The following is a 20560-nucleotide window of genomic DNA, read 5'->3' on the forward strand; positions in this document are numbered from 1 at the left end:
TTTGGTCAAAACAACCTCTTCTTGCACAGGAGCATTACAAGTAATTGGATGAACAAGCCACGCCAGACAGCTGCTTGCGGTTTCATTGTTGCTTATGATCCCGGCGGTAGAGTTCCCATTCTTCTATTTCGCTTCCGTCAGGCAACTGGCAAATTCCGATTTGGCCTTTGTCAGTGTTTTTGATAACGAGCGTACCGCCCTTCTCTGTGCAGTACACGGAGGCGGGATTCGCCATGCCGACGGATTGTTGCGCACAGGCAGTCAGGAATAGTCCAGGGATGAGTAATACAAGCACGTGTTTCATATCGGCCTCCGATAGTATAGGGTTTAACTCTACGTAATGAACGGATTGGTATCACGCTATTTTTGGGTAACAGTATTATGGCTATGGCGAAGGTTTGGCTGTGGAGCGCGTCGTATGTTCTGAAATCAAACGATTCAGCAATTCATTCATTTTATCGATCTTGGAGTCGGACTGCGAAATCCTTGCAAGCAAATTGCTTATTTGATTTGCCGCTTCATTTTTCACCACGCCAGTGAGCGATTGCCCTAAGGAGAAAGAGGCAGTTACGTTCTGCACCAGAGCATAATTGAGCATGGCAAGACCAAGCACCGCGCCAACAGCTATCGAAATAGCCTGAATTCTCAGATTTGATATATAGCCGCGGATGTCGTTGTTGATTTCCCTCATCTCTGCCGTTGTCGCTTTAAAAGAAGCATTATTTTCATCAAGCCGGGATTTTAAGTTTTCATTGGCGACCCTATTTGCTTCAACATTATTTGCAACAATCGCTTCCATACGGGCGAGGTTATCCGACATTGTTTTTTCCAACGAGGCGATATTTTTGTCGATATAGATGTGTGTTGGAATGGTGTTCATGTCTTAAATACAATGGCGTCCTCTCACTTTATTTTCAACGATTTTCGAGATATGCGCAACCGAGTCAGACGCAATTAAGTCACGCTGCCTGATAGCAGTGTGACTTGTTTATATAGGACCTGGGAAGGCACATGATTGTATATATGCAAAAGGCTGAATCGCGACATCTTTTGCTAAATCAGCTGGCTCGGTATACACTCCCACATCTTTAAAAATCACTACCAGAAGTAAACGCTATGAGTGCATTTTGTGTATATGGCATGACAGATGCCATTGCCAAACTTTCGGCAAGCAAAAAATCACCTCCCCTTGTTTGGGAAGGTTCCACCGAAGAATTCTACGAAGAATATCAGGAGCGCATATACAAGGCAGGCCCGCACCGGCAAGTGTCGCCTGCCTATGACGCGCCGCAATTCTGCCACGATTGGATAGAACTCGCAAAACGAACAATGAAAACGCGTGGCCTGAAAATAATGTGTCATGGTCAAAAGACCGACAAGCATGGCTCGCCTCGAATAGATAGGAAAACCAAACAGCCTGTGACTGGATGGATTCCTTATGAGCAGGATAGCGTCGTACGTGGCCGTCCCCTCGGTACTGGCAATAAATCAAAAGTTCATCGACCGCTTGAATGATGACATTCTTGCCTCATTCAAAGTAACTAGCCTCGTCCAGAAGAATATGAAGCAGAAATATATGCCTCTGAGGCCACTGCAAGATTCTCAAAAATGAAGCAAAATCTGATCTTTATACAATACTGTACGGACTACTGGATCTTTGCCAATGGCAAATATAATTGCATTTTGAGCGTATTTGGACAATAAAAAAGCCGCTACGAAAGCGGCTAATTTATTGATTCTACTACAGTTTTCTGGTCCCCCCGGCTGGACTTGAACCAGCGACCAAAGGATTATGAGTCCTTGAAATACTAAGCTAAACTGAGCTTTATTGGATTTCATTGGAACTCTCAATAACCGCATAAACATTGACTTTAATTTCCAATCTGATAAATTAGCGACATAAACCCATCCAACGCAAAAGGGTAACCAAAGGGTAACCAGATAGGCAAAGGGATTGGGAGTAACCGTTCACCCGATTGGATAACGCGCAATGCACAAGGCAATAAAGGATTTAGAACCCGGGAAGTTTCGCAAGCTCTGCACCATACAAGTGGCCGGGAGTCTTGAAGCGCGCCTGCTATCTACTGGCGCCATCCAATTCTATTGGCGTAGTAAATTGAACGGCAAACAGGTTCGCGTGCCGATTGGCTTATTCGATGACCGCGCGCCGCCGAAATCCCTGAAGCCCACGGTCATGGGTTACAGCATCCCTGCTGCCATCCGCAAAGCCGAACAAATTGCACAGGCCCACCTGGACAATAAGGATGCCGGCGGCTATCCTGCCCTGCTGGATGATAAGAAGGAACAGGAACGCCGGCAATATCAGTCAAAGGTCGAGGCCAGAGAATGGACGGTAAAGAAATTGTGCCTGGCGTACTGCGACTATCTGGACAAGTTGGGCCGTGTGTCCCATCGTGAGGCTCGCAGCGCCCTGTCCCTTCACGTTATCGATGCCTGGCCCGATCTGGCTACCCTGCCCGCCGCATCCCTGACCCCTGATGATGTGGCAGACATTGTTCGTAAAATTCACGAGGCCGGCAAAGGCCGTACCGCCAATAAGGTCCGGTCCTATATCCGCGCTGCTTATCAGGTGGCAAAGGATGCCCGGCTGGATGCGTCAGTACCGGTCACATTCAAAAACTACAAGATTACCGTCAATCCTGCGGCTGACACGCGGCCAGACCGCAAGGCCAATAAGGCAGATAAGCGCCCATTGCACAAATCCGATCTGATTACCTACTGGCAGACAATAAAAGACGTTCCGGGCCTGCGTGGTGCCGTGATACGGCTACACCTGCTAACCGGTGGCCAGCGCATTCAGCAACTGGTGGCCCTGCTGACGGCAGACATTACGAAAGAACACATTACGCTATACGATGGCAAAGGCAGACCAGGGAGCGAAGTACGGCCGCACATTGTGCCGCTGATCCCCGCAGCAAGAAAAGCACTGGACGATGCCAGCCCGATTGGACTGTACGCCCTGAGTACTGGGAATGGGAAAACCCATATCAGTAATGCTACCTTGTCCGGATGGGCGCAGGAGGCGGTGGCAGATGTCTTGCCGTCATTCCAGCCCAAGCAGATCCGCAGCGGCGTGGAAACGTTGCTTGCCAGCCTGGGAGTCAGTAAGGAAATCCGGGGGCGCTTGCAATCGCATGGCATCGCTGGAGTACAGGATAAGCATTATGACGCCCATGATTATTTGCCCGAAAAACGCGCTGCCCTGCTCAAGCTGTACAACGTTCTGGAGCAGAAAGGCGCTGATTTGATCCATTTTAATGCGGTCTGACCGGTATTGGCCTACCGATCAGACCTAACCACAACCCTACTTATAAGGAGTAGAACCATGGCTAATATGAGTATAAGTCCGATTCATCGTATTGGGTCAATCAAAACCCTACTGGATGAAATAGAAACCGAAGGAGCCAAGCAATATACGATTGCTAGTCTGCTTAGAGAGCGTTTGGAAGTCGAGGATGAGGATGGCGCGAATTACTATTTGTCATTGACTCTCGCGGATTTGCTGGAAGAAGCGTCGAAATTTTATCTCATGAAAAAATATATCGACGAACTTGAACAATCACTGATAGCGCAAGCTGCGTAAGGAGTAGATCATGGCCGAATATGACTATACGAAAATGTCCGAAATAGAATTGATCGATCATATTGACTGGACAAGCAAATTCATCGACTCCATGCTTTGCATGTGTACAGGCGCTGGCTTTGATGGATTCAAAGATCAAAACGATGAAATCCAGCATGACTATCTATTCGCGATAAACAATCTGTCTATCGAGATGCGGCGCGCCATCAAAGAACAAGGTCGGCGCCGATCATTTGTCAGCAAGAAAGCAGCATAGCCAGCCAAGCCCAGCGCCTACCGCGACGGCGGGAAAAGCCGGGTTAGTCCACCGGCCTGGCGCTGGCACCTATTGAACGGACTTTGTAGAGGACTGAGAAATGACAGATACTCAAGCATTAGCCGAGCGGCGTAGAAATAACAAACGCGATCTGGATGCCTTTAGACGAAAGCGCGATGCCGAAATAAAGGCGGCGGTCCAAAAGTTGGAAGAGATGTATGCTTTTTTGAAAGTAACCCTTGATATTGATACTCTCAAAAAAATAGCGGCTCAGCAAACTCTTCACGTAAATCAACTTGTAAAAGAAAATGAAGAGCTTGTGGAAAAACTCAATAAATTTCATAAGGATCATCATTACGTTACTGCCGCTCATGTCCCCCCGCATATAAAACGGAATATTGCTCGCATGTCACTGGAATTTGATAAAGGTCCCAGTATGTCGAGCGCATTCATGGCTGGTATGGATGTTCAGAAATCTTTAGCTGGCTCTAAAGCTGCCGCGAAGCGTTTATTGAATGATCCTAAACAAGAAGAGAAAAAATTTATTTATGAATGCTGGAAAGAATGGAAAAAAAACAGTATCAACTACAAAAGCAAAGCCGCATTTGCAAGAGATATGATTGAAAAATGCGAATACCTTACCAGCACGAAGAAAATTGAAGATTGGTGTCGAGAGTGGGAAAAAGAAACCACCACCCAACCAGCACAATGAGCATTCAACCGGTATAGTGCGCACCATACCGGTTCAGCTATCTATCTGATTTATCTACACAAATACATAATTCGTTCCGTAGTGATTTCCATTTACATACTAACGGAACTTAATTATGAACCAAACCAATCCGACCAGAATCTCCGCGAGCAATATCCCCCTAGGTGAAATCCTTCTGACCATTGCCGACCTCAAGAAAAAAATCGGCTACCGCTCAACGCAAACGATCTACGACAAGATGGCAAGTGATGGGCTGCCTCGGCCTATTTCTGTTGGTGATCGTTCCAAACGCTGGTTGCTGTCCGAAGTGGAAGCCTGGGTACAGGACCAGATCAAAAAAAGCCGTGGCGAGGTATGACATGGCTACCATCACAAAAAAAGCCGCCATTCTGGCCGCACTCCATAAACGCAGCCTAAACCGCTTTGAGGCCGAACGGATCGGCGATCACTGTTTACACAGCACCATTTCCGAGCTACGCAATGACGGCCACAGTATAACGTCATCGTGGGAAACGGTGCCGAACCGCTTCGATGGCGAGACACGTGTAAAACGTTATTTTCTGCTGCGGGGTGCGCGATGACTGATATAGAAAAACACGAAATGTTCATTAAGGACATTCTGTTCCCGGTAATTTTTGATCACGCGAACGCAATGGAGTGCTCAGCCAAAACCGCAGCTCTGGCAGCTTGGCTTGGATTGGCCGGTGTACTGCTCATGGACTTGTCCACCGCTGAGTTAAAAGAAGTTCTGCAAACATATGCGGACGGCATCGATCCTGCTGGGGTGGTCCGTCCTGAGGGGGTGTTGCAATGACTCAGGTTTGGCACTATACGACGGGAATTCATTTGCCTCGTATCGCAGCGAGTGGCATGTTACTGCCCAGCAATGCGGGAGCACCGGATGAGTTGCCCATGCTCTGGTTCTCATCAAATCAGGCGTGGGAGCCTACTGCAACAAAAATGGTGCGTGATGCTTTGGGCAACCTGAAAAACCTCACATTTGAAGAGCAATTTAAACTGATGGGGTGCGTCCGATTTGGGTTAGATGCTGATGACGGAAGGCTGTTGGATTGGAGGGCAGCATGTAAGCATGCCCGTACCCCGAGAAAATTACGCGAAGCAATGGAGCGCCTCGGAGCGCGTATGGGTGCATTTCCCGGCCATTGGTTTGCCACTCCCGTATATATTCCGCTCATCGCTGTCAGTTATGAGGTTTGGGATGGCAATCAGTGGCTTCCTGGGTCTGAAACTGGCTTTCTCGAAGTACTCCGCGAAATAACGGGTGAGGCGAAATGAATGGCGAGAAAAACTACTTCGCCTCGCCAAAATCGCGACGGGAGCCGGTTTCTTGCCTTGCCCCATGTCGTGCTGGAATCAGAGGCCTTCAAATCATTGACCGGGCACCAGATCAAACTACTACTCGATATTGCCATGCAATTGAACAAGGGAAATGTGAACAACGGACGCCTACAAGCGTCCTGGCGCTATTTATCCGAGGACCGCGGGTGGACATCAAAGGACACGATAAATCGCGCACTGGTCGCGCTGCAAGAGCGGGGTTTGATATTCTGCACCAGACAAGGCAGCTTTCCCAAAAGCACAAGTTGGTTTGCTGTAACTTGGATGCCTTTATATCATCATTCAGATATGCATTGCGGACCCCAGTCATTGCCCAGGGGAGCGTACGCGCACTGGCAGGAAAAAATTACGTCCTCTTGTACGGAAACCGGGCCTACGAAGTCCCCCATAGGACCGAAATTCGTACAAGAGAACTCAATCATAGGACCGAAAACCGTACCTATGGAAGGCAAAATTGCAATTTCTTAGGACCGATTTCCGTACACCTTCTAGATATACCATCTGCAATAGATAAATCTTGCAGTTCTACTTATTGCTTTAAGTGGCGGATGGGTCAAATTTGGCCCCATTCAATTCAAAACGGCCCGACTACTTTACCCAAATATCCATACAGAATTTATTTCCCATTTCGGAAAAAAGGGGGCGCTCATGGATAAGCGGGTAAGAAATCCATTTGGGCATCTGCTGGTATGTCCTTCAAAACTGAATCATCTGGAGCGGTGTCAGGAACTTGCCCGATGTGCTGGTTTGCTACTGGCTCAAACCGGTCCGAATCAAAAGACATATACCTGGCTTGGGGATAACATTTTGAAAGCATTGAACAACGATCAGTCCCTTGATGAAACGCTCGGCATCAGGCCCCCACGTGGCTCCAGGCAGACATACGCGAACTGGAAGCAACAAACCCAGCGGAACAACCTGATTCTGCGCTTTGCAAACGAGTGTGGCAGCGATGGGAAGGCAGAGGCGGTATTCCATGGCAAGCAGCCTTGCCCGGAGAATTTGGTGGGTCTGTACTCCCAATTGAAGGCATTCGGACGGCTGCCAAACTCGCCTGGGTCTGTCTCCCGCCTACGCAATTTGAAGTCAGATACCCGATGAAATGCTGAAATGTAGACTGAACTCCAGAACGATTTTTATAGGAGTTCGAAATGTCAGATCAAAAGATCAGGACCGGCCTTCAGTCCGGACGGTTTCTGAAGTCATTGGCAGTTTGCGACGGTGATCCATTCGCCGCTCAAGAGTATGCCATTTCCTCAAACTGGCTGGGCGCCGACGTGCTGAAAGATGCTCTTGGCGCCATTACCACCGACGACGAGGGCTATTCAGCACGGCAAGTACAGCGCGACTTTGTCAGCCTTGTTTATCCCCAGTCCATTTTAGGCAAGCTTCCCAAGGTCCGTAAGGTTCCTTTTGCCTTAATCACATTGCAGCAATTGTCGCGTGCCGGGACATACTGGGTACGAGAGCAAGGGGCCACTCCGATTACTTTGCCGACCACTCAACGATTGGCCGGGTTGCGGCCATACAAACTGGGCGCGATCATTGTTGCTTCAAAAGAAAGTGTCAGGTTCGATATGTCCGAGGAATGGATTTCTGGAGACCTCGCTCATGCCCTCGTTGCCGGCGTCGATAGCGCCTTTATTGATCCTGCCAATGACGGCATCCCTGAAGAAAAACCGGCGTCAATCACTAATAACGCAATTTCGATTCCGGCTACTACTGACCCCGTCGCTGATTTCAAAGATGCGATCGCGGCATACAACGGCTCGCTGCTCAGTGCAGCTTGGGTAATGCATCCTGATGTAGCGGCCAATCTGGCACTTCGGGGAGAACCATTCAACAAACTGACTGTGTTAGGCGGCGAGATTATCGGCATCCCCGCTATCACATCAGAGGCGGTGCCAAATGATTCAAACGGAAGCATAGTCACTTTACTGGATCAGAGCGCCATCCAGGTCAGCGGAGATGAATCAGCTCGCTTGCGCAAAAGCGGAGAAGCCATGATCAATATGGTGACCGACCCAGAAAATGACACGCCGCAGCTTGTTTCCATGTTCCAAACCAATAGCCTGGGTTTCCAGGGCCAGATTACCACTGCTTGGCGCAACGTCCGCCAGGCTGGATCTGTGATTGTGATCGAAGGAGCGAACTATGGCTAAGTCAGAAATTTCATTCGATCCGGTGGATTTCGGCACGGCTGTAGGCGAGCAGATCAATAAGGCGGAGTCCAAATTGTCACGCAGGATTGACGCTTTGGAAAATCAGATGAATGAACTTGTTGGTGATGGATTTAAAAGCAGGGACGAGCGCCTTCGCAAAATGGTGCAACGTGTACGTGAACTTGAACGACAACTGGAGATTAGCCATGATTGATACGAACGAAATAAAACCGATATTCGCCTGGCTGATGCAGGTAGCCAATGAAGGGGCACCCGTCGGCATACACGATGTTCAGTTAAGTGATGATGACGAATTTCCCAATAAGACAAAGGTATTGGTTACGTTGACCAATGGGCAATACAACATTGCTATGGCGCCCTTCATCCCAGAACACGAGCGCGACACCACAAGAACCAGTGTTCTCATCACACTGTCGGGTTTCTTGGAGTCAGTGAAGGCTGTCCGGATGGTATTAAAAGAGCTTCAGGGGGCATTCAATGAATAAGGCTTTCGTTACTCTGAATGTAAAGGCTATAGACGGCGAGCAGCGCGTTGTGGAAGGCTGGGCAACGCGCGCGGAACAGGACCGTGTCGGGGATATTGTCCTCCCGCGTGGTGCTGTCTACAAACTGCCTCTGCCCTTCCTATTGGATCATGACCACTCCAAGGCCGTTGGACAGGTTGACCGGGTGGAAGTGACAGATAGTGGTATTCGATTCTGGGCACATATCCCCCGGGTGGAAGAAGATGGCGAGCTCAAGAGGCTGACTGACTATGCCTGGTCACTTGTGAAAACAGGATTGCGAAAAGCTGTATCGATCGGCTTTCGTGTGCTGGAGTCAGAGCCAATTACCAATAGCCGTGGGATCAAGGTGCGGTCGTGGGAATGGCTCGAACTCAGTGCGGTATCTGTGCCGTGCCTAGCGTCTGCTCAGATCACAGGCGTCAAGAGCTATGGATCGGACTATGTGACCGTATCACATGATTCCGTTGGCGCGGTGCGGCTTATCACCCACAAGCCCGGCGAGGGGTCGGTGAGGCTCGGTCGATGATCAGGGGGGGGCATGATTTTGATGAAAATCGACTCGATGGGGGAACCCACACGGTACCCACACGCGCGGAAAATTTTCACTTTTTCAAATAAATCAACAAATCGGTTAACCAAATGACTGGCAAAAAAGGACGATCAGGCGGCGCAAGACCCGGGGCAGGACGTCCTAGGAAGCCTATCGCATTGCGCTCGTACCCATTCACAGAAGATTCAAGGCAGTTCCTGCTCACGGTTATGAATGATCCTACAAATGATATACGCATGCGTCTGGAGGCCGCCAAAGCGCTGATGCCTTATTTTCACAAACGAAAGTCCTTTCATTTATTTTAGGAGAAACCCATGGCAGCACATACTGTTGGAGTTTTAAGTATTGATCTGATCGGCAATATTGGAGGCTTTGAGAAGTCGATGCGACGGGCCAACATTAAGGCTAATGAGTTTTCAAAGAAATTGACCATCGGCATTCGCAATACGCATGCAGAATTGGTTCGTTTGGCGGGACCTGCCGCCGCATTCCTCTCTGTGCGCCAGGTTGCTCAATACGCCCAGGCTTGGACGGAACTGAATAACCGGTTGAAGTTGGTAACGGCAACGAATCAAGACCTGGCCCAGGCCAGTAAAGATATCTACGCCATTTCTCAGCAAACGGGGCAGGCACTGGCCGGTACATCTGAGGTCTACAGTCGGATAGCAAAAAACGCCACGACTTATGGCCTGTCGCTGCAGGATGTAGCGAAAATCACTGACACCGTATCGAAATCAGTAGCCATTTCGGGTACTTCCGCTGAATCTGCTGCGGCTGGCCTGATGCAGTTCGGTCAGGCTCTAGCTTCCCAGCGGCTGGGCGGCGAAGAACTGAACTCGATCCTAGAGCAGACGCCGGGGCTTGCTCTGGCTATTGCCAAGGGTTTGGGCGTCCCCGTCGGCGCACTGAAGGAAATGGGAAAGCAGGGCAAGCTGACCGGCGATGCGGTTGTGGCGGCCTTGCAAAAAGCGGCTGGGTTCATTGATACACAGTTCAGTAACATTACTTTGACCGCTTCACAGAACCAGCAACGCCTGAATAACGCTCTTGAGCGATATATCGGCATGCTGGACACGGAACTGGGCGGGTCTGTGGCATTCGGCAATATGATGAACTCGATTACCGGGTATGTAGAGGACCAGACTGAGAAAATCGATGAATTAGTGGCTGATATTGACTGGCTGGCAGATCAATATGAGCGTGTAGCCGGCGAAATAAATGGTTTTTGGGCAAACATCACTGATGGTCTGCCTGCACTCGGAAATGAGACAGATGCGACAGCTGCGGTCATGGAGCGAGGCTTTGCCGACTTCGTAGAAAACACTATTTCCGAGTTGCAGTGGTTTGCAAATTTCTTTTATGGAACTTACCAATCGATCAAGGCCGCCACTACTGCGGTCGCCGATAACCTCAAAATAGCCTTCAATAATGGTTTTGAATTCCTTAAAGAAAAGGCAACGTCTACCATTAACGAGGTCATCAAGGCTCTCAACCAACTGGGCAGTGTAGAGGTTTTCGGCAAAACCATTGGCATAAGCTTAAAGCCACTCGATGACTACAAGGCGGTATATAAGGATTTTATAGATACAACCGCCGCGCAGAACAAAGCCTTCGAAGATGGAATGAAGCGGTTTACATTCGGAGACGATGCGAGGGTCGCCCGCCAATTGGGCGCGGCTATCCGCGAAAACATCAAACTGGCCGACGAATATTACAAGGCCGACGAGAAGTTGAGGGATATCGACACCGGCACACGAGGCGGGGACACTGCTACGGGCGGCGGCGGAAAGGGGCGAAAAGGCCGTACTGGCAAATCCGATGCGGAAAAAGCTTACGACCGGGAACAGAAACAATTTCTCGACTGGATGAAGAACCAGCGAGAGCGCATTGCCATGCTCGGCACTGAAACTGAACTGGAGAAAATCAACGCCGAGTTGAAGCTTGGCAATTGGGAAAAGCTGTCGGCAGCCCAGCAAGAAGAAATGAAGGCACTGGCCGATCAGGTGGACAAGGCCCAGGAATATCATGAAACCTTGGATCGCCTGGAGGAAATCACCGGCGATAAGCTCATGAAAGAGCACTTGAAGGACGCCCAGGCGTTGGGGATGGCCTGGCAAGCCGGGGCGCTGTCCCTTGATGCCTATACATCCCGACTCAACAAATTGAACATGGAAGGTGCCGAGGAACGCATCAGCCGCGGAATGGGTTCGTCTCAGGACATGATGCAGGTCATTCTTGGTAAATATAGCGATGGATTCAAAAGCACCCAGGAAGCGATAGCGGATTCGCTCGGGTCTTCCTTTGCCAGTCTTTCTGATAGCGCAGGCGACACCCTGGGGCAAATGCTCTTCTATGGCAACGAGACAAAGGCCTCATTCGAAGATATGGCTAAATCGATCGGGGTGGATGTAGTGCGAGCATTATCAAAAATGGGCATTCAGATGCTCGCTCAGAAGGCCCTTGGTACTGCTATTAATACCGCCAGCACGGCAGAAGCCACAGCGACCGGTGCGGCGGTTACATCGGCTATGGCGCCTGCTGCAGCTACGGCCTCGGTGGCTACCTTCGGCGGGGCCTCTGTAGCCGGTCTGGCTGGCCTCATGGCGGTTGTTACCATGCTACCCATGCTGTTCGGCAAAGGGTTCGCTGAGGGCGGGTTTACAGGTCCTGGCGGCAAATATTCGCCCGCTGGGGTGGTACATGCTGGGGAATATGTGTTCAATGCCCAGAGGGTGCGGGAAATAGGACTGGATAATCTGCGCAGGCTGGATCAGATGGGCGGCTTTGCCGAAGGTGGCTATGTCGGTGGGGATAAGGTAACCGGAAACATTGCCAGTCTGTCATCTGGCGCCAGCACCGGCGAATTGAAGCTGAATATTCAGACCCACACCAGCAAGCCACTCACTTTTGAGGAGAGCACTACGCCGGCAGGGGAAAGAGTGCTGATCGTTAAGGAAGCGGTCAACGCAGTGGCTGCCAGCTTGGGTAATCCGAACAGCAGCGTGAGCCGAGCACTCAGCAAAAACACTCACTCTCGGCGTCGGTTCTGATCGTGGCTGAAGGGGTCTCCTTGAAATTCAGGAGATTCCCACCATTGGTGGATCACTACGAAAATTTCGTAGTCGGTGTAACCCGTTACTCCGCCAAAGGGACATAAGCCAAAACAAACACGGCATTTGTCCCTAAAACAACAGTCAATTTTTCCATACCCATCCATTCCGAAAGGGTAACCAGAGGGTAACCAGCGGCAGATACAAAAATGCCCCACAAACATAAATTTGCAAGGCATTGATTTTATTGCTATTTTGGTCCCCCCGGCTGGACTTGAACCAGCGACCAAAGGATTATGAGTCCTCTGCTCTAACCAACTGAGCTACAGGGGGTGTTCCACTTACTGATTTTCGAGAAAGCTTTTAAGTTTATCAGCTCTGCTTGGATGGCGCAACTTGCGCAGGGCCTTGGCTTCTATTTGACGGATCCGCTCACGCGTAACGTCAAACTGCTTGCCCACCTCTTCCAGCGTCTGATCAGAACTGATGCCGATACCGAAACGCATGCGCAGCACTTTGGCTTCGCGTGGTGTCAGGGAATCCAACACTTCCTTGAAGGCGTCGCGCATGGAACCATACAACGCATTATCTGATGGTGCCAGGGTGGCATTGTCTTCAATGAAGTCGCCCAGGTGCGAATCATCATCGTCGCCGATCGGCGTTTCCATGGAGATCGGCTCTTTGGCGATCTTGAGGATTTTGCGGATCTTCTCTTCCGGCATATCCATTTTCTGCGCCAGAGTTGCGGGATCGGGTTCGGTTCCGGTTTCCTGCAGGATCTGGCGATTGATACGATTCATTTTGTTGATCGTTTCAATCATGTGCACAGGAATACGGATCGTGCGTGCCTGGTCGGCAATCGAACGCGTAATGGCCTGGCGAATCCACCACGTTGCGTATGTGGAGAATTTATAGCCACGACGGTATTCGAACTTGTCTACGGCTTTCATCAGGCCAATGTTGCCTTCCTGGATCAGGTCCAGGAACTGCAGGCCGCGGTTGGTGTATTTCTTGGCGATAGAAATCACCAGACGCAAGTTGGCCTCGATCATTTCACGTTTGGCTTTCTTGGCCTTGGCTTCGCCGGTTACCATGCGCTTATTAACGTCTTTCAGGTCTTTCAGCGGCAGGACAACGTCGTTTTCCAGGTCAATGAGCTTCTGCTGGATCTCGTGAATGTCAGGAATGGAACGTTCAAGTGTTTCTGCGTAAGCAGCGTTCTTGTTGACTTCTTCCTGTACCCAGTTCAGGTTGGTTTCCTGACCAGGGAAGACTTTGATGAAGTAGGAACGCGGCATGCCGACGCGATCGACGCAGGTATGCAGAATGGCGCGCTCGAGCTGGCGCACTTCTTCTACCTGATTACGCAGCGTGTCTGCCAGGCGCTCGACCATTTTCGCGGTAAAGCGCACGCCCATGAGTTCTTCAAGGATAGCTTCCTGTGCACGGATGTAATCCGGCGTGCGATAGCCGCCCTGCTCGTAAACAGTACGCATTTTGCCAAACCACTTTTCGACCGAGTCGAATTTTTCCAGTGCCTGTTCGCGCAGCATTTCCAGCTGTTTGCTGCTCATGCCGCCGGCCGGGCCGTCATCGCCCTCTTCGTCTTCCTGTACGCCAGAGCCGGCATATTCTTCGCCGTCTTCGGTAACCAAGCCATCGACGATTTCATCGATCTGCGCCTGGCCATCGCGCACACGCTGGATATGATTCAGGATTTCCTGAATGGTGGTCGGGCACGCAGCAATGGCCATGACCATGTGCTTGAGGCCTTCTTCAATACGCTTGGCAATTTCGATCTCGCCTTCACGAGTCAACAACTCAACCGTTCCCATTTCACGCATGTACATGCGGACAGGGTCGGTGGTGCGCCCGAAATCGGAATCTACGGTGGTGAGCGCAGCTTCGGCTTCGTCTTCAACGTCGTCGTCAGAAGAAGCAACGGGTGCGTTATCGCTCAACAGCAGGGCTTCAGCATCGGGGGCCTGATCGTAAACCGAAATGCCCATATCGCTGAAGGTACTGATAATGCCGTCAATGGCCTCAGCGTCAACCAGGTCATCTGGCAGGTGGTCGTTGATTTCGCCATACGTGAGGTAGCCGCGGTCCTTCCCCAGCTTGATGAGCAATTTGAGCCGGTTGCGGCGAGCTTCCTGTTCTTCAGGCGAAACGGGGCCGCGACTGGAGACCTCTTTGGTATCTTTCGCACCGCGTTTACCGCGCTTGGCCGGTTTAAAGTCGGGTACTTCTTCTACTTCATCGCTATCGGACTCGAGAAAATCATCGTCGTCGTCGCTGTTTTTGTTTTTTGACGGACGGCCCGGCTTACGGCCTGTACCTACTTTGGGTTTGCGTTTACCGGCTTTTTCCTGATCCTGGTCATCCAGGTCGAAATCGTCATCCAGATCATCTTGCGATGTATCTTTGGCCTGAGCGGCTTTGGACGCTACTTTTCTGGCAACGGGCGTCTTGGTGGCAGCCGGACGCGCAGAAGCCGATTTTGCAACCGTGCCGGCCACTTTTACGGATTTGTCTTCCGCCTGCGAAGAGGCCGCCGTTTTGCTGACTGGCGTTTTTGTCCCGGGTTTAGCCGAAGACGCTGACTTGGTTACTTTTGCAGCAGTATCTTTCACATTCATTTCCGGTTTGGCGGCTTTACTGACTTTGCCTGAAGCCGCCGTTTTTTTCACTGAAGAACTTGCTTTGGTCTCTGCTGGCGCCGCCTTGCCCTTGGTCTGGACACGACTGGACGTCGCTGTGGTTTTTGAAGAAGACTTTGCGGTCACTTTCTTAACTGCTGTCTTGGAAGGAGTTGGTTTACTACTGGATTTGGTCATAGTCAGTTCCGGCAATCTCAGATCAACACAAACAAAACAAAAACAACAAAACCACGCACTGCTCTTACCGCTTGTTATTTTTTATTTAAGCAGCAAAAGGAGGCGCAATTATAGAAACGAGCAAACTTTACATTATACACGAGTTATTTAAAAACCCCTTATTTTAACAGTCTGATACGGGCATTGATGGCTTTGTAGCGATCCTGATCTATCGCGCTTTTGAGCCCGCCCGCCACCAACTTCTCTTTTTCGAAGTTGAGACGTTCGAATTCAATTTTGCGCAGTGCATCATTCCATTCTGCAGCAGGGTCAGGCAGGGCCTCTTCGTAAAAAGAGTCAATTGTCAGGCCAGTCAGCATATTGGCTATTTCGGAGCCAGGTTCGGCGCGTTGGATAAGCGCTGCGAGGTGGGTTGCCTGAGTGGTCTGGGCAAATGCAATAAATTCCCTTACATACGAGAATTGGGGGCTAAACCCCAAAACTTCAAGCTGTTGGTCGGTAATTTTGTGTACCAGTTCCAGATTGGAGGCCAGCAGCTTGATTAAACGACGCGCCAGAGGCGTTACTTGTCGCCCGCCACGACGACCGGAGCCCCGATTTGTGCGTGCCGCTGGCTGTGCGTCGGTCGACGCAGCAGAGGCGCCTTCAAACGGCGACACATCATGGGACGCACCGGGGCCTTTGGGTGCCGCCTCAGGTAACGCTTTTTGCCATTCCTGGCGTTTTTGCACGGTTTCTTCGAAGCGTGCCAGATCGGCCAGCAATTCAGCAGAGGTAAGCGAGACCAGTTTGGCGAAGTCGTTTTCGATCTGCGTGCGAATGCCCGATGCCGGGATGGCGGTAATCAAGGGCCTGGCTTCATGCAGGCACGCTGCCCGGCCTTCGGCTTCGGACATATTGTGACGCGAAGCCAGCTCTTCAAGCAGGAAGGTGGACAATACTTTTGACTGAGCGACTTGCTTGCGAAAGGCCTCCGGGCCTTCTGCACGAACGAAGGAATCAGGGTCGTGATCGTCAGGCAGAAACAGAAACCGCAGGGAAATATCGTCGCGCAGGAACGGCAGGCACACATTCAGCGCCTTCCAGGCGGCGCGCCGCCCGGCGCCATCCCCATCAAAACTGAAGACGATCCGATCGCTTGTACGAAGCAGTTTCTGGATATGTTGCGGCGTGGTGGCTGTTCCCAGCGTTGCCACTGCAAAGCCGATATCTTGTTGCGCCAGACCGACCACGTCCATATAGCCTTCGACAACCAGCACGCACCCTTCCTGACGGATACCCTGGCGATTTTCCCAAAGGCCGTAAAGCTCCTGGCCTTTGTTAAAAAGCGGGGTTTCCGGCGAATTCAGGTACTTCGGTTCGCCTTTGCCGATGATGCGTCCGCCAAAACCGATCAAGTTGCCCCTGGCGTTCACAATCGGGAACATGATGCGTTCCCGAAAGCGGTCGTAACGCCGCCCGTCATCGGACTCGATAACAAGACCGGCTTCGGTCAGCAAGGGATCTTCGTAATGCTCAAAAACCTGCTTGAGGCCGCTGCGGTCATGTCCGGCCCAGCCCAAACCAAAGGTTTTGGCCGTTTTGCCGGTAATGCCCCGCTGCTTGAGGTAAGCAATGGCTTCCTGGCTCTCCCGGAGCAGCGACAGATAACGCGCCTGTGCTTTTTCAAGCACCTGCTGGTGTCGGTTGACTTCGGCTTTTTTCTCGCGGGCACGCACCTGCTGTTGCGGGCTGCGCTGCTCTTCGGGCACGACCATGCCCACGTTCGCAGCAAGAGACCGCACCGCTTCGGGAAACGAGGCCCCGGTGTGCTCCATGAGGAATGTGATGGCAGTACCATGCGCGCCACAGCCAAAGCAGTGATAAAACTGTTTGGTCGGACTGACGGTAAAGGAAGGCGATTTTTCGTTGTGAAAGGGGCAAAGGCCGAGAAGATTGGCTCCGCCCTTTCTGAGCTGAACGTACTTGCCAACCACATCGACAACGTCGACCCGGGCCAGCAAGTCCTGAACAAAGCTGTCAGGAATCAACTTTACACATTAATACATGCGTGGAGGCAGTTGCTGGCTACGGATACGTTTGTAGTGACGTTTAACCGCTGCAGCGTGCTTGCGTTTGCGCTCTGCTGTTGGCTTTTCATAGAATTCGCGCGAGCGCAGTTCTGTCAGCAGACCGGTTTTTTCGATAGTGCGTTTGAAGCGACGCAGAGCGGCTTCAAATGGCTCGTTTTCTTTTAAGCGTACGTTAGGCATGAATTGTAGGCGTGTTCTTTAAAATTGGAAGAATAAATCTTGGATAATCAGGGATTCTAGCACAAAACTCTAGGATTGTGTACCTTTTCTGACCCAGGCTTCCAGCTGATGAGGGCGTAAACTGTCGTAATCTTCAAACGGCTGGTGGATCCACGGGTTGGTCGGCAGTTGATCAATGTAATAATCAGGCTGAACCTTGGCGTGGCCTTTCCACCACAAAACCGCTGAGCGCAGCTCTGTAATGGCAGGATATTGTGTCACCAGGTGCTCCTGAACCCGGGCAAATGTAAGCCCGGTATCGACCATGTCGTCAACCAGCAACACCCGACCGTCCAGCGTGCCGCGGGTAATGGTGATGAATTTGGCAATATCCAGCTGCCCCTGCACGGTCCCGGCCGCTTCCCGGTAGCTGCTGGTGGCCAGAATACCCAGCGGCACGTCGAAAATACGGGACAGGACATCGCCCACCCGTACGCCACCGCGGGCCAGGCACAATATTTTGTCGAATTTCCAGCCTGACTGGTGTACCGTCAGGGCCAGGCGCTCGATCAGCCGGTTATATTCGTCCCAGCTGATCCACAAGTGTTTGTCAGAGCTTTCCGGCATACTCATAGGATATCGTCCTTTCAGGCGGGCTGATCGTGGAACGGATGGCGACGCAAGATGGTTTCCATCCGATCCGGGCCGGTAGAAATAATATCGACCGGCACTTCGCAGATCTCTTCGATACGCGCCAGGAAACGACGCGCGTTTTCCGGCAGTTTATCGTATTCTTTAACACCTACCGTGGAATCGCTCCAGCCGGGCATGCTTTCAAGAATAGGCTCGGCTTTTTCGACTGCTTTGTACCCTGCGGGAAGCAAATCGATTTTCTTGCCGTCCAGTATATAACCGGTACACAGGCCGATGCTTTCCAGACCGTCAAGTACGTCCAGCTTGGTTACACACAACCCACTGATACCGTTGATAATGACCGAACGCTTGAGCGCAGCGCCATCGAACCAGCCGCAACGACGCGGACGTCCGGTAACGGCGCCGAATTCGTTGCCGACCTTGGCAATGTGCGCACCCACTTCGTTCATCAATTCCGTCGGGAACGGGCCGGAACCCACGCGCGTGGTGTAGGCCTTGGTGATACCCAGGACATAATTGAGTCGTTGCGGACCGACGCCGGCGCCAGCCGAGGCCGCACCCGCGATACAGTTGCTGCTGGTCACAAAGGGATAGGTGCCGTGATCGATGTCCAGCAACGCGCCTTGTGCACCCTCAAACAGCAATTGCTGCCCTTCTTTCTGGGCCTGGTAAAGCAGCGCAGAGACGTCTGCCACCATAGGCTTGATGACGGGGGCCAGGGCGAGCGCCTGATTTTTGACCTCGTCAAAAGAAACCGGTTCGGCGTTCAGGTACTGGGTCAGGATGAAGTTGTGGTACTCCAGTACTTCCTTGAGCTTTTCGTCAAAGAGTTCCAGATCATACAGATCCTGGACGCGCAGCGCGCGACGTGCGACCTTGTCTTCGTAGGCAGGACCGATGCCGCGACCGGTGGTACCGATCTTGTTGTCGCCCTTGCGGGATTCACGCGCCTGGTCAACTGCGACGTGGTAAGGCAGAATCAAGGGACATGCTTCGGAAATGCGCAGGCGGCTGCGGACATCCAGCCCGGCCGCTTCCAGCTCTTCGATTTCCTTGAGCAGCGCTTCTGGCGACAGCACCACGCCGTTGCCGATGTAGCAAATGGCATGCGGGTGCATAATGCCTGACGGAATTAACCGCAGCACGGTGCGCTTGCCGTTGATCCAAAGGGTATGCCCAGCGTTGTGACCACCCTGGAAGCGGACAACGCCCTGGGCTGACTCAGCCAGCCAGTCGACGATCTTGCCCTTTCCTTCATCACCCCATTGGGTGCCGATTACCACTACGTTCTTGCTCATAAAAGTGACTTTGTACAAAAGTTCGTCTTATTCCCGCCGGGCGATGCCCGCGAGACCCGATTAGTTGGTACTTTTCAGTACCCATTGACCGTTGTCACAAACCAGTTCACGGTCGAAAACAAATTCATCAATACTTTGCGTGGTGCCCGGAAAAAACTGAACGACCACATGGCCTTCCTGGCGCAATTGCCGGATTTTGGCAGTCAGCGCCGGCTCGGCCAGCCAGGGCGCGCGTACGGCGCGCGAGGGCTCCGCAGGCGCCAGGCCTGCCGAGACCTTGCGCAGATCCAGGCTGAAACCCGTCGCCGCTCTGGCGCGACCGAATGAGGTAGCGGCACTATCGTAGCGGCCACCGCGCACAATGGCCTCGGGCCAGCCAGCGCCGAAAATGGCAAAGCTCACACCCGAGTGATAATCGTAGCCCTTGACATCGGCCAGATCAATGCCCACGGCACTGACCTGCAATGCTTCAACCAGGGTGCGCAGCGCCTGCAGGGCGGCACGGATTCCCGGCAAATCAGGCAATACCGAGGCCGCTTCATCCAGCACCTGTGCATTGCCATAGAGCGACGGCAGGCGAATAAGTGCAGTGGCGATATTGTCCGGCACGCCCTTTGCCGCATCGAGCAATTGCCGCAGGCCAGGCACATCTTTTTCTTTGAGCAACGACAGCACTTCAGCTGCCTGATCCTGCATGCCGGCCGCTTCGATCAGCGCGCGCGACACACCCGGATGATTCAAATCCAGACTTGGGTCTTTCACACCCGCCAGCGCTAGACTTTCCAGCGCCAGTTCGATAACTTGCAGGTCTGCTTCGTAGCCTGCGTAACCATAGATCTCGGCACCTATCTGCAATAACTCCCGATCAGCCAGCAACCCCGATGGACGGGCGTGCAGGACACTACCGCAATAGCAGAGACGGGCAACGCCTTCCCTATTCAGCAGATGCGCATCAATACGCGCCACCTGGGAGGTCATGTCGGCGCGCACACCCATGGTGCGGCCCGAGAGCTGATCGACCAGCTTGTTGGTTTGCAGCGTCAGATCGTGACTATTGCCTACAAACAGCGATTCGGTATATTCCACCAGCGGTGGCGCGACCAGTTCAAAACCGCAGTTGCGGTAGAGGTCCAGCATGGCGCGGCGCAATTCTTCTATCCTGCGTGCCTCGGCAGGCAGGATGTCCGAGAGGTGTTCGGGGAGGAGCCAGTTGCTTGTTGTCATGTCCGAAAAAGGAGAAACCAAACAAAAATGCGACCCGGTTGCGTAAGCAGCCGGATCGCATTGATAAAGTGACTTAAAACTTACAGGATATTGTAC

25 protein-coding genes and 1 tRNA gene are annotated in these 20560 nt (G+C 51.9%); 16 read left to right on the plus strand and 10 right to left on the minus strand.

The window, feature by feature from the left end; genetic code table 11:
• Nucleotides 1-82: 82 nt before the first annotated feature.
• Together W822_RS38565 and W822_RS38570 are read right to left on the minus strand one after the other, a co-directional pair.
• Complete coding sequence (locus tag W822_RS38565) at nucleotides 83-304, minus strand: putative hemolysin (protein ID WP_024006060.1); 222 nt, start codon at nucleotides 302-304, stop codon at nucleotides 83-85.
• A gap of 81 nt (nucleotides 305-385) precedes the next feature.
• Nucleotides 386-880: a hypothetical protein gene (locus W822_RS38570; RefSeq protein ID WP_024006061.1), complete on the minus strand. Its 495-nt coding sequence runs from the start codon at nucleotides 878-880 to the stop codon at nucleotides 386-388.
• 260 nt (nucleotides 881-1140) lie between these two features.
• On the opposite strand from W822_RS38570, the gene W822_RS46370 reads away from it, so the two are divergent.
• Nucleotides 1141-1515, plus strand: a complete 375-nt coding sequence (locus W822_RS46370; protein ID WP_155848161.1) for a hypothetical protein — start codon at nucleotides 1141-1143, stop codon at nucleotides 1513-1515.
• A gap of 87 nt (nucleotides 1516-1602) precedes the next feature.
• Here W822_RS46370 and W822_RS46375 read toward each other — a convergent pair whose 3' ends face one another.
• Nucleotides 1603-1839 (minus strand): hypothetical protein, encoded by a 237-nt coding sequence (locus tag W822_RS46375; RefSeq protein WP_155848162.1) that lies wholly within the window; start codon nucleotides 1837-1839, stop codon nucleotides 1603-1605.
• Between the two features lie 151 nt (nucleotides 1840-1990).
• Here W822_RS46375 and W822_RS38580 point away from each other — a divergent pair, with 151 nt between their 5' ends.
• The 14 genes from W822_RS38580 (at nucleotide 1991) to W822_RS45930 (ending at nucleotide 12220) form a co-directional block, all read left to right on the plus strand.
• On the plus strand, nucleotides 1991-3289 hold the full coding sequence (locus tag W822_RS38580) for a tyrosine-type recombinase/integrase (RefSeq protein WP_024006063.1): 1299 nt from the start codon (nucleotides 1991-1993) through the stop codon (nucleotides 3287-3289).
• A 57-nt stretch (nucleotides 3290-3346) separates the two neighbouring features.
• A complete protein-coding gene (locus W822_RS38585; RefSeq protein WP_024006064.1) occupies nucleotides 3347-3604 on the plus strand; it encodes a hypothetical protein in 258 nt (85 codons plus the stop codon).
• A gap of 10 nt (nucleotides 3605-3614) precedes the next feature.
• Nucleotides 3615-3860 carry a hypothetical protein gene (locus tag W822_RS38590; RefSeq protein ID WP_024006065.1) on the plus strand — a complete coding sequence of 82 codons (246 nt, stop codon included), beginning with the start codon at nucleotides 3615-3617 and terminating at the stop codon, nucleotides 3858-3860.
• A gap of 100 nt (nucleotides 3861-3960) precedes the next feature.
• Nucleotides 3961-4572 (plus strand): hypothetical protein, encoded by a 612-nt coding sequence (locus W822_RS46380; protein WP_155848163.1) that lies wholly within the window; start codon nucleotides 3961-3963, stop codon nucleotides 4570-4572.
• 115 nt (nucleotides 4573-4687) lie between these two features.
• On the plus strand, nucleotides 4688-4930 hold the full coding sequence (locus W822_RS38605; protein WP_024006068.1) for a helix-turn-helix transcriptional regulator: 243 nt from the start codon (nucleotides 4688-4690) through the stop codon (nucleotides 4928-4930).
• A 1-nt stretch (nucleotide 4931) separates the two neighbouring features.
• Nucleotides 4932-5153 carry a helix-turn-helix domain-containing protein gene (locus tag W822_RS38610; protein ID WP_024006069.1) on the plus strand — a complete coding sequence of 74 codons (222 nt, stop codon included), beginning with the start codon at nucleotides 4932-4934 and terminating at the stop codon, nucleotides 5151-5153.
• Nucleotides 5150-5386, plus strand: coding sequence for a hypothetical protein (locus W822_RS38615; protein ID WP_024006070.1), 237 nt, complete (start codon nucleotides 5150-5152; stop codon nucleotides 5384-5386). The genes W822_RS38610 and W822_RS38615 overlap by 4 nt, the downstream gene beginning before the upstream one ends.
• Nucleotides 5383-5868, plus strand: a complete 486-nt coding sequence (locus tag W822_RS45920) for a hypothetical protein (RefSeq protein ID WP_051401769.1) — start codon at nucleotides 5383-5385, stop codon at nucleotides 5866-5868. The genes W822_RS38615 and W822_RS45920 overlap by 4 nt, the downstream gene beginning before the upstream one ends.
• A gap of 711 nt (nucleotides 5869-6579) precedes the next feature.
• Nucleotides 6580-7032: a hypothetical protein gene (locus W822_RS38620; RefSeq protein WP_024006073.1), complete on the plus strand. Its 453-nt coding sequence runs from the start codon at nucleotides 6580-6582 to the stop codon at nucleotides 7030-7032.
• 50 nt (nucleotides 7033-7082) lie between these two features.
• A complete protein-coding gene (locus W822_RS38625; protein ID WP_024006074.1) occupies nucleotides 7083-8093 on the plus strand; it encodes a phage major capsid protein in 1011 nt (336 codons plus the stop codon).
• The gene (locus tag W822_RS38630; RefSeq protein ID WP_024006075.1) at nucleotides 8086-8307 is read left to right on the plus strand and encodes a hypothetical protein; all 222 of its coding nucleotides are present in this window, start codon (nucleotides 8086-8088) and stop codon (nucleotides 8305-8307) included. The genes W822_RS38625 and W822_RS38630 overlap by 8 nt, the downstream gene beginning before the upstream one ends.
• Nucleotides 8300-8599, plus strand: a complete 300-nt coding sequence (locus tag W822_RS38635) for a hypothetical protein (RefSeq protein ID WP_024006076.1) — start codon at nucleotides 8300-8302, stop codon at nucleotides 8597-8599. Before W822_RS38630 ends, W822_RS38635 begins: the two co-directional genes overlap by 8 nt.
• Nucleotides 8592-9146: an HK97 family phage prohead protease gene (locus W822_RS0123810; protein ID WP_024006077.1), complete on the plus strand. Its 555-nt coding sequence runs from the start codon at nucleotides 8592-8594 to the stop codon at nucleotides 9144-9146. The genes W822_RS38635 and W822_RS0123810 overlap by 8 nt, the downstream gene beginning before the upstream one ends.
• Before the next feature lie 338 nt (nucleotides 9147-9484).
• Nucleotides 9485-12220, plus strand: a complete 2736-nt coding sequence (locus W822_RS45930; protein ID WP_024006078.1) for a tape measure protein — start codon at nucleotides 9485-9487, stop codon at nucleotides 12218-12220.
• A 256-nt stretch (nucleotides 12221-12476) separates the two neighbouring features.
• Here the strand turns inward: W822_RS45930 and W822_RS38640 are convergent.
• Nucleotides 12477-12553: transfer RNA gene (locus W822_RS38640), tRNA-Ile, on the minus strand.
• A gap of 8 nt (nucleotides 12554-12561) precedes the next feature.
• Complete coding sequence (gene rpoD, locus W822_RS38645) at nucleotides 12562-14859, minus strand: RNA polymerase sigma factor RpoD (RefSeq protein WP_031243076.1); 2298 nt, start codon at nucleotides 14857-14859, stop codon at nucleotides 12562-12564.
• Between rpoD and W822_RS46520 the strand changes: the two genes are divergently transcribed.
• Complete coding sequence (locus tag W822_RS46520; RefSeq protein WP_172642791.1) at nucleotides 14825-15208, plus strand: hypothetical protein; 384 nt, start codon at nucleotides 14825-14827, stop codon at nucleotides 15206-15208. The two genes, rpoD and W822_RS46520, sit on opposite strands and share 35 nt — an antisense overlap.
• 7 nt (nucleotides 15209-15215) lie before the next feature.
• Here W822_RS46520 and dnaG read toward each other — a convergent pair whose 3' ends face one another.
• The 5 genes from dnaG to W822_RS38670 all read right to left on the minus strand — a co-directional run bounded on the left by dnaG (nucleotide 15216) and on the right by W822_RS38670 (nucleotide 20464).
• The gene (gene dnaG, locus W822_RS38650; RefSeq protein ID WP_024006080.1) at nucleotides 15216-17087 is read right to left on the minus strand and encodes a DNA primase; all 1872 of its coding nucleotides are present in this window, start codon (nucleotides 17085-17087) and stop codon (nucleotides 15216-15218) included.
• A 9-nt stretch (nucleotides 17088-17096) separates the two neighbouring features.
• On the minus strand, nucleotides 17097-17309 hold the full coding sequence (gene rpsU, locus W822_RS38655) for a 30S ribosomal protein S21 (RefSeq protein ID WP_014750883.1): 213 nt from the start codon (nucleotides 17307-17309) through the stop codon (nucleotides 17097-17099).
• Nucleotides 17310-17378: 69 nt separating this feature from the next.
• On the minus strand, nucleotides 17379-17921 hold the full coding sequence (locus tag W822_RS38660; protein ID WP_024006081.1) for a phosphoribosyltransferase: 543 nt from the start codon (nucleotides 17919-17921) through the stop codon (nucleotides 17379-17381).
• Nucleotides 17922-17935: 14 nt separating this feature from the next.
• Nucleotides 17936-19240: an adenylosuccinate synthase gene (locus W822_RS38665; protein WP_024006082.1), complete on the minus strand. Its 1305-nt coding sequence runs from the start codon at nucleotides 19238-19240 to the stop codon at nucleotides 17936-17938.
• Nucleotides 19241-19300: 60 nt separating this feature from the next.
• Nucleotides 19301-20464, minus strand: coding sequence for an ATP phosphoribosyltransferase regulatory subunit (locus tag W822_RS38670; RefSeq protein WP_024006083.1), 1164 nt, complete (start codon nucleotides 20462-20464; stop codon nucleotides 19301-19303).
• Between the last annotated feature and the right edge of the window lie 96 nt (nucleotides 20465-20560).

Origin of the sequence: Advenella kashmirensis W13003, from assembly GCF_000506985.1 — a bacterium.
GTDB classification, from domain to species: Bacteria; Pseudomonadota; Gammaproteobacteria; order Burkholderiales; family Burkholderiaceae_B; genus Advenella; species Advenella kashmirensis_A.

Excerpts from the sequence above, each read along its gene's own strand:
- W822_RS38565 (WP_024006060.1), bottom strand. The coding sequence starts at position 304 with ATGAAACACGTGCTTGTATTACTCATCCCTGGACTATTCCTGACTGCC.
- rpsU (WP_014750883.1), bottom strand. The coding sequence starts at position 17,309 with ATGCCTAACGTACGCTTAAAAGAAAACGAGCCATTTGAAGCCGCTCTG.
- W822_RS38660 (WP_024006081.1), bottom strand. The coding sequence starts at position 17,921 with ATGAGTATGCCGGAAAGCTCTGACAAACACTTGTGGATCAGCTGGGAC.
- W822_RS38610 (WP_024006069.1), top strand. The coding sequence starts at position 4,932 with ATGGCTACCATCACAAAAAAAGCCGCCATTCTGGCCGCACTCCATAAA.
- W822_RS38670 (WP_024006083.1), bottom strand. The coding sequence starts at position 20,464 with ATGACAACAAGCAACTGGCTCCTCCCCGAACACCTCTCGGACATCCTG.
- W822_RS38580 (WP_024006063.1), top strand. The coding sequence starts at position 1,991 with ATGCACAAGGCAATAAAGGATTTAGAACCCGGGAAGTTTCGCAAGCTC.
- W822_RS38635 (WP_024006076.1), top strand. The coding sequence starts at position 8,300 with ATGATTGATACGAACGAAATAAAACCGATATTCGCCTGGCTGATGCAG.
- W822_RS46370 (WP_155848161.1), top strand. The coding sequence starts at position 1,141 with ATGACAGATGCCATTGCCAAACTTTCGGCAAGCAAAAAATCACCTCCC.
- W822_RS0123810 (WP_024006077.1), top strand. The coding sequence starts at position 8,592 with ATGAATAAGGCTTTCGTTACTCTGAATGTAAAGGCTATAGACGGCGAG.
- W822_RS38615 (WP_024006070.1), top strand. The coding sequence starts at position 5,150 with ATGACTGATATAGAAAAACACGAAATGTTCATTAAGGACATTCTGTTC.
- W822_RS38570 (WP_024006061.1), bottom strand. The coding sequence starts at position 880 with ATGAACACCATTCCAACACACATCTATATCGACAAAAATATCGCCTCG.
- W822_RS38630 (WP_024006075.1), top strand. The coding sequence starts at position 8,086 with ATGGCTAAGTCAGAAATTTCATTCGATCCGGTGGATTTCGGCACGGCT.
- W822_RS46375 (WP_155848162.1), bottom strand. The coding sequence starts at position 1,839 with ATGAAATCCAATAAAGCTCAGTTTAGCTTAGTATTTCAAGGACTCATA.
- W822_RS38590 (WP_024006065.1), top strand. The coding sequence starts at position 3,615 with ATGGCCGAATATGACTATACGAAAATGTCCGAAATAGAATTGATCGAT.
- W822_RS38605 (WP_024006068.1), top strand. The coding sequence starts at position 4,688 with ATGAACCAAACCAATCCGACCAGAATCTCCGCGAGCAATATCCCCCTA.
- W822_RS38665 (WP_024006082.1), bottom strand. The coding sequence starts at position 19,240 with ATGAGCAAGAACGTAGTGGTAATCGGCACCCAATGGGGTGATGAAGGA.
- W822_RS45920 (WP_051401769.1), top strand. The coding sequence starts at position 5,383 with ATGACTCAGGTTTGGCACTATACGACGGGAATTCATTTGCCTCGTATC.
- W822_RS38625 (WP_024006074.1), top strand. The coding sequence starts at position 7,083 with ATGTCAGATCAAAAGATCAGGACCGGCCTTCAGTCCGGACGGTTTCTG.
- W822_RS38620 (WP_024006073.1), top strand. The coding sequence starts at position 6,580 with ATGGATAAGCGGGTAAGAAATCCATTTGGGCATCTGCTGGTATGTCCT.
- W822_RS46380 (WP_155848163.1), top strand. The coding sequence starts at position 3,961 with ATGACAGATACTCAAGCATTAGCCGAGCGGCGTAGAAATAACAAACGC.
- rpoD (WP_031243076.1), bottom strand. The coding sequence starts at position 14,859 with ATGAATGTGAAAGATACTGCTGCAAAAGTAACCAAGTCAGCGTCTTCG.
- W822_RS38585 (WP_024006064.1), top strand. The coding sequence starts at position 3,347 with ATGGCTAATATGAGTATAAGTCCGATTCATCGTATTGGGTCAATCAAA.
- W822_RS45930 (WP_024006078.1), top strand. The coding sequence starts at position 9,485 with ATGGCAGCACATACTGTTGGAGTTTTAAGTATTGATCTGATCGGCAAT.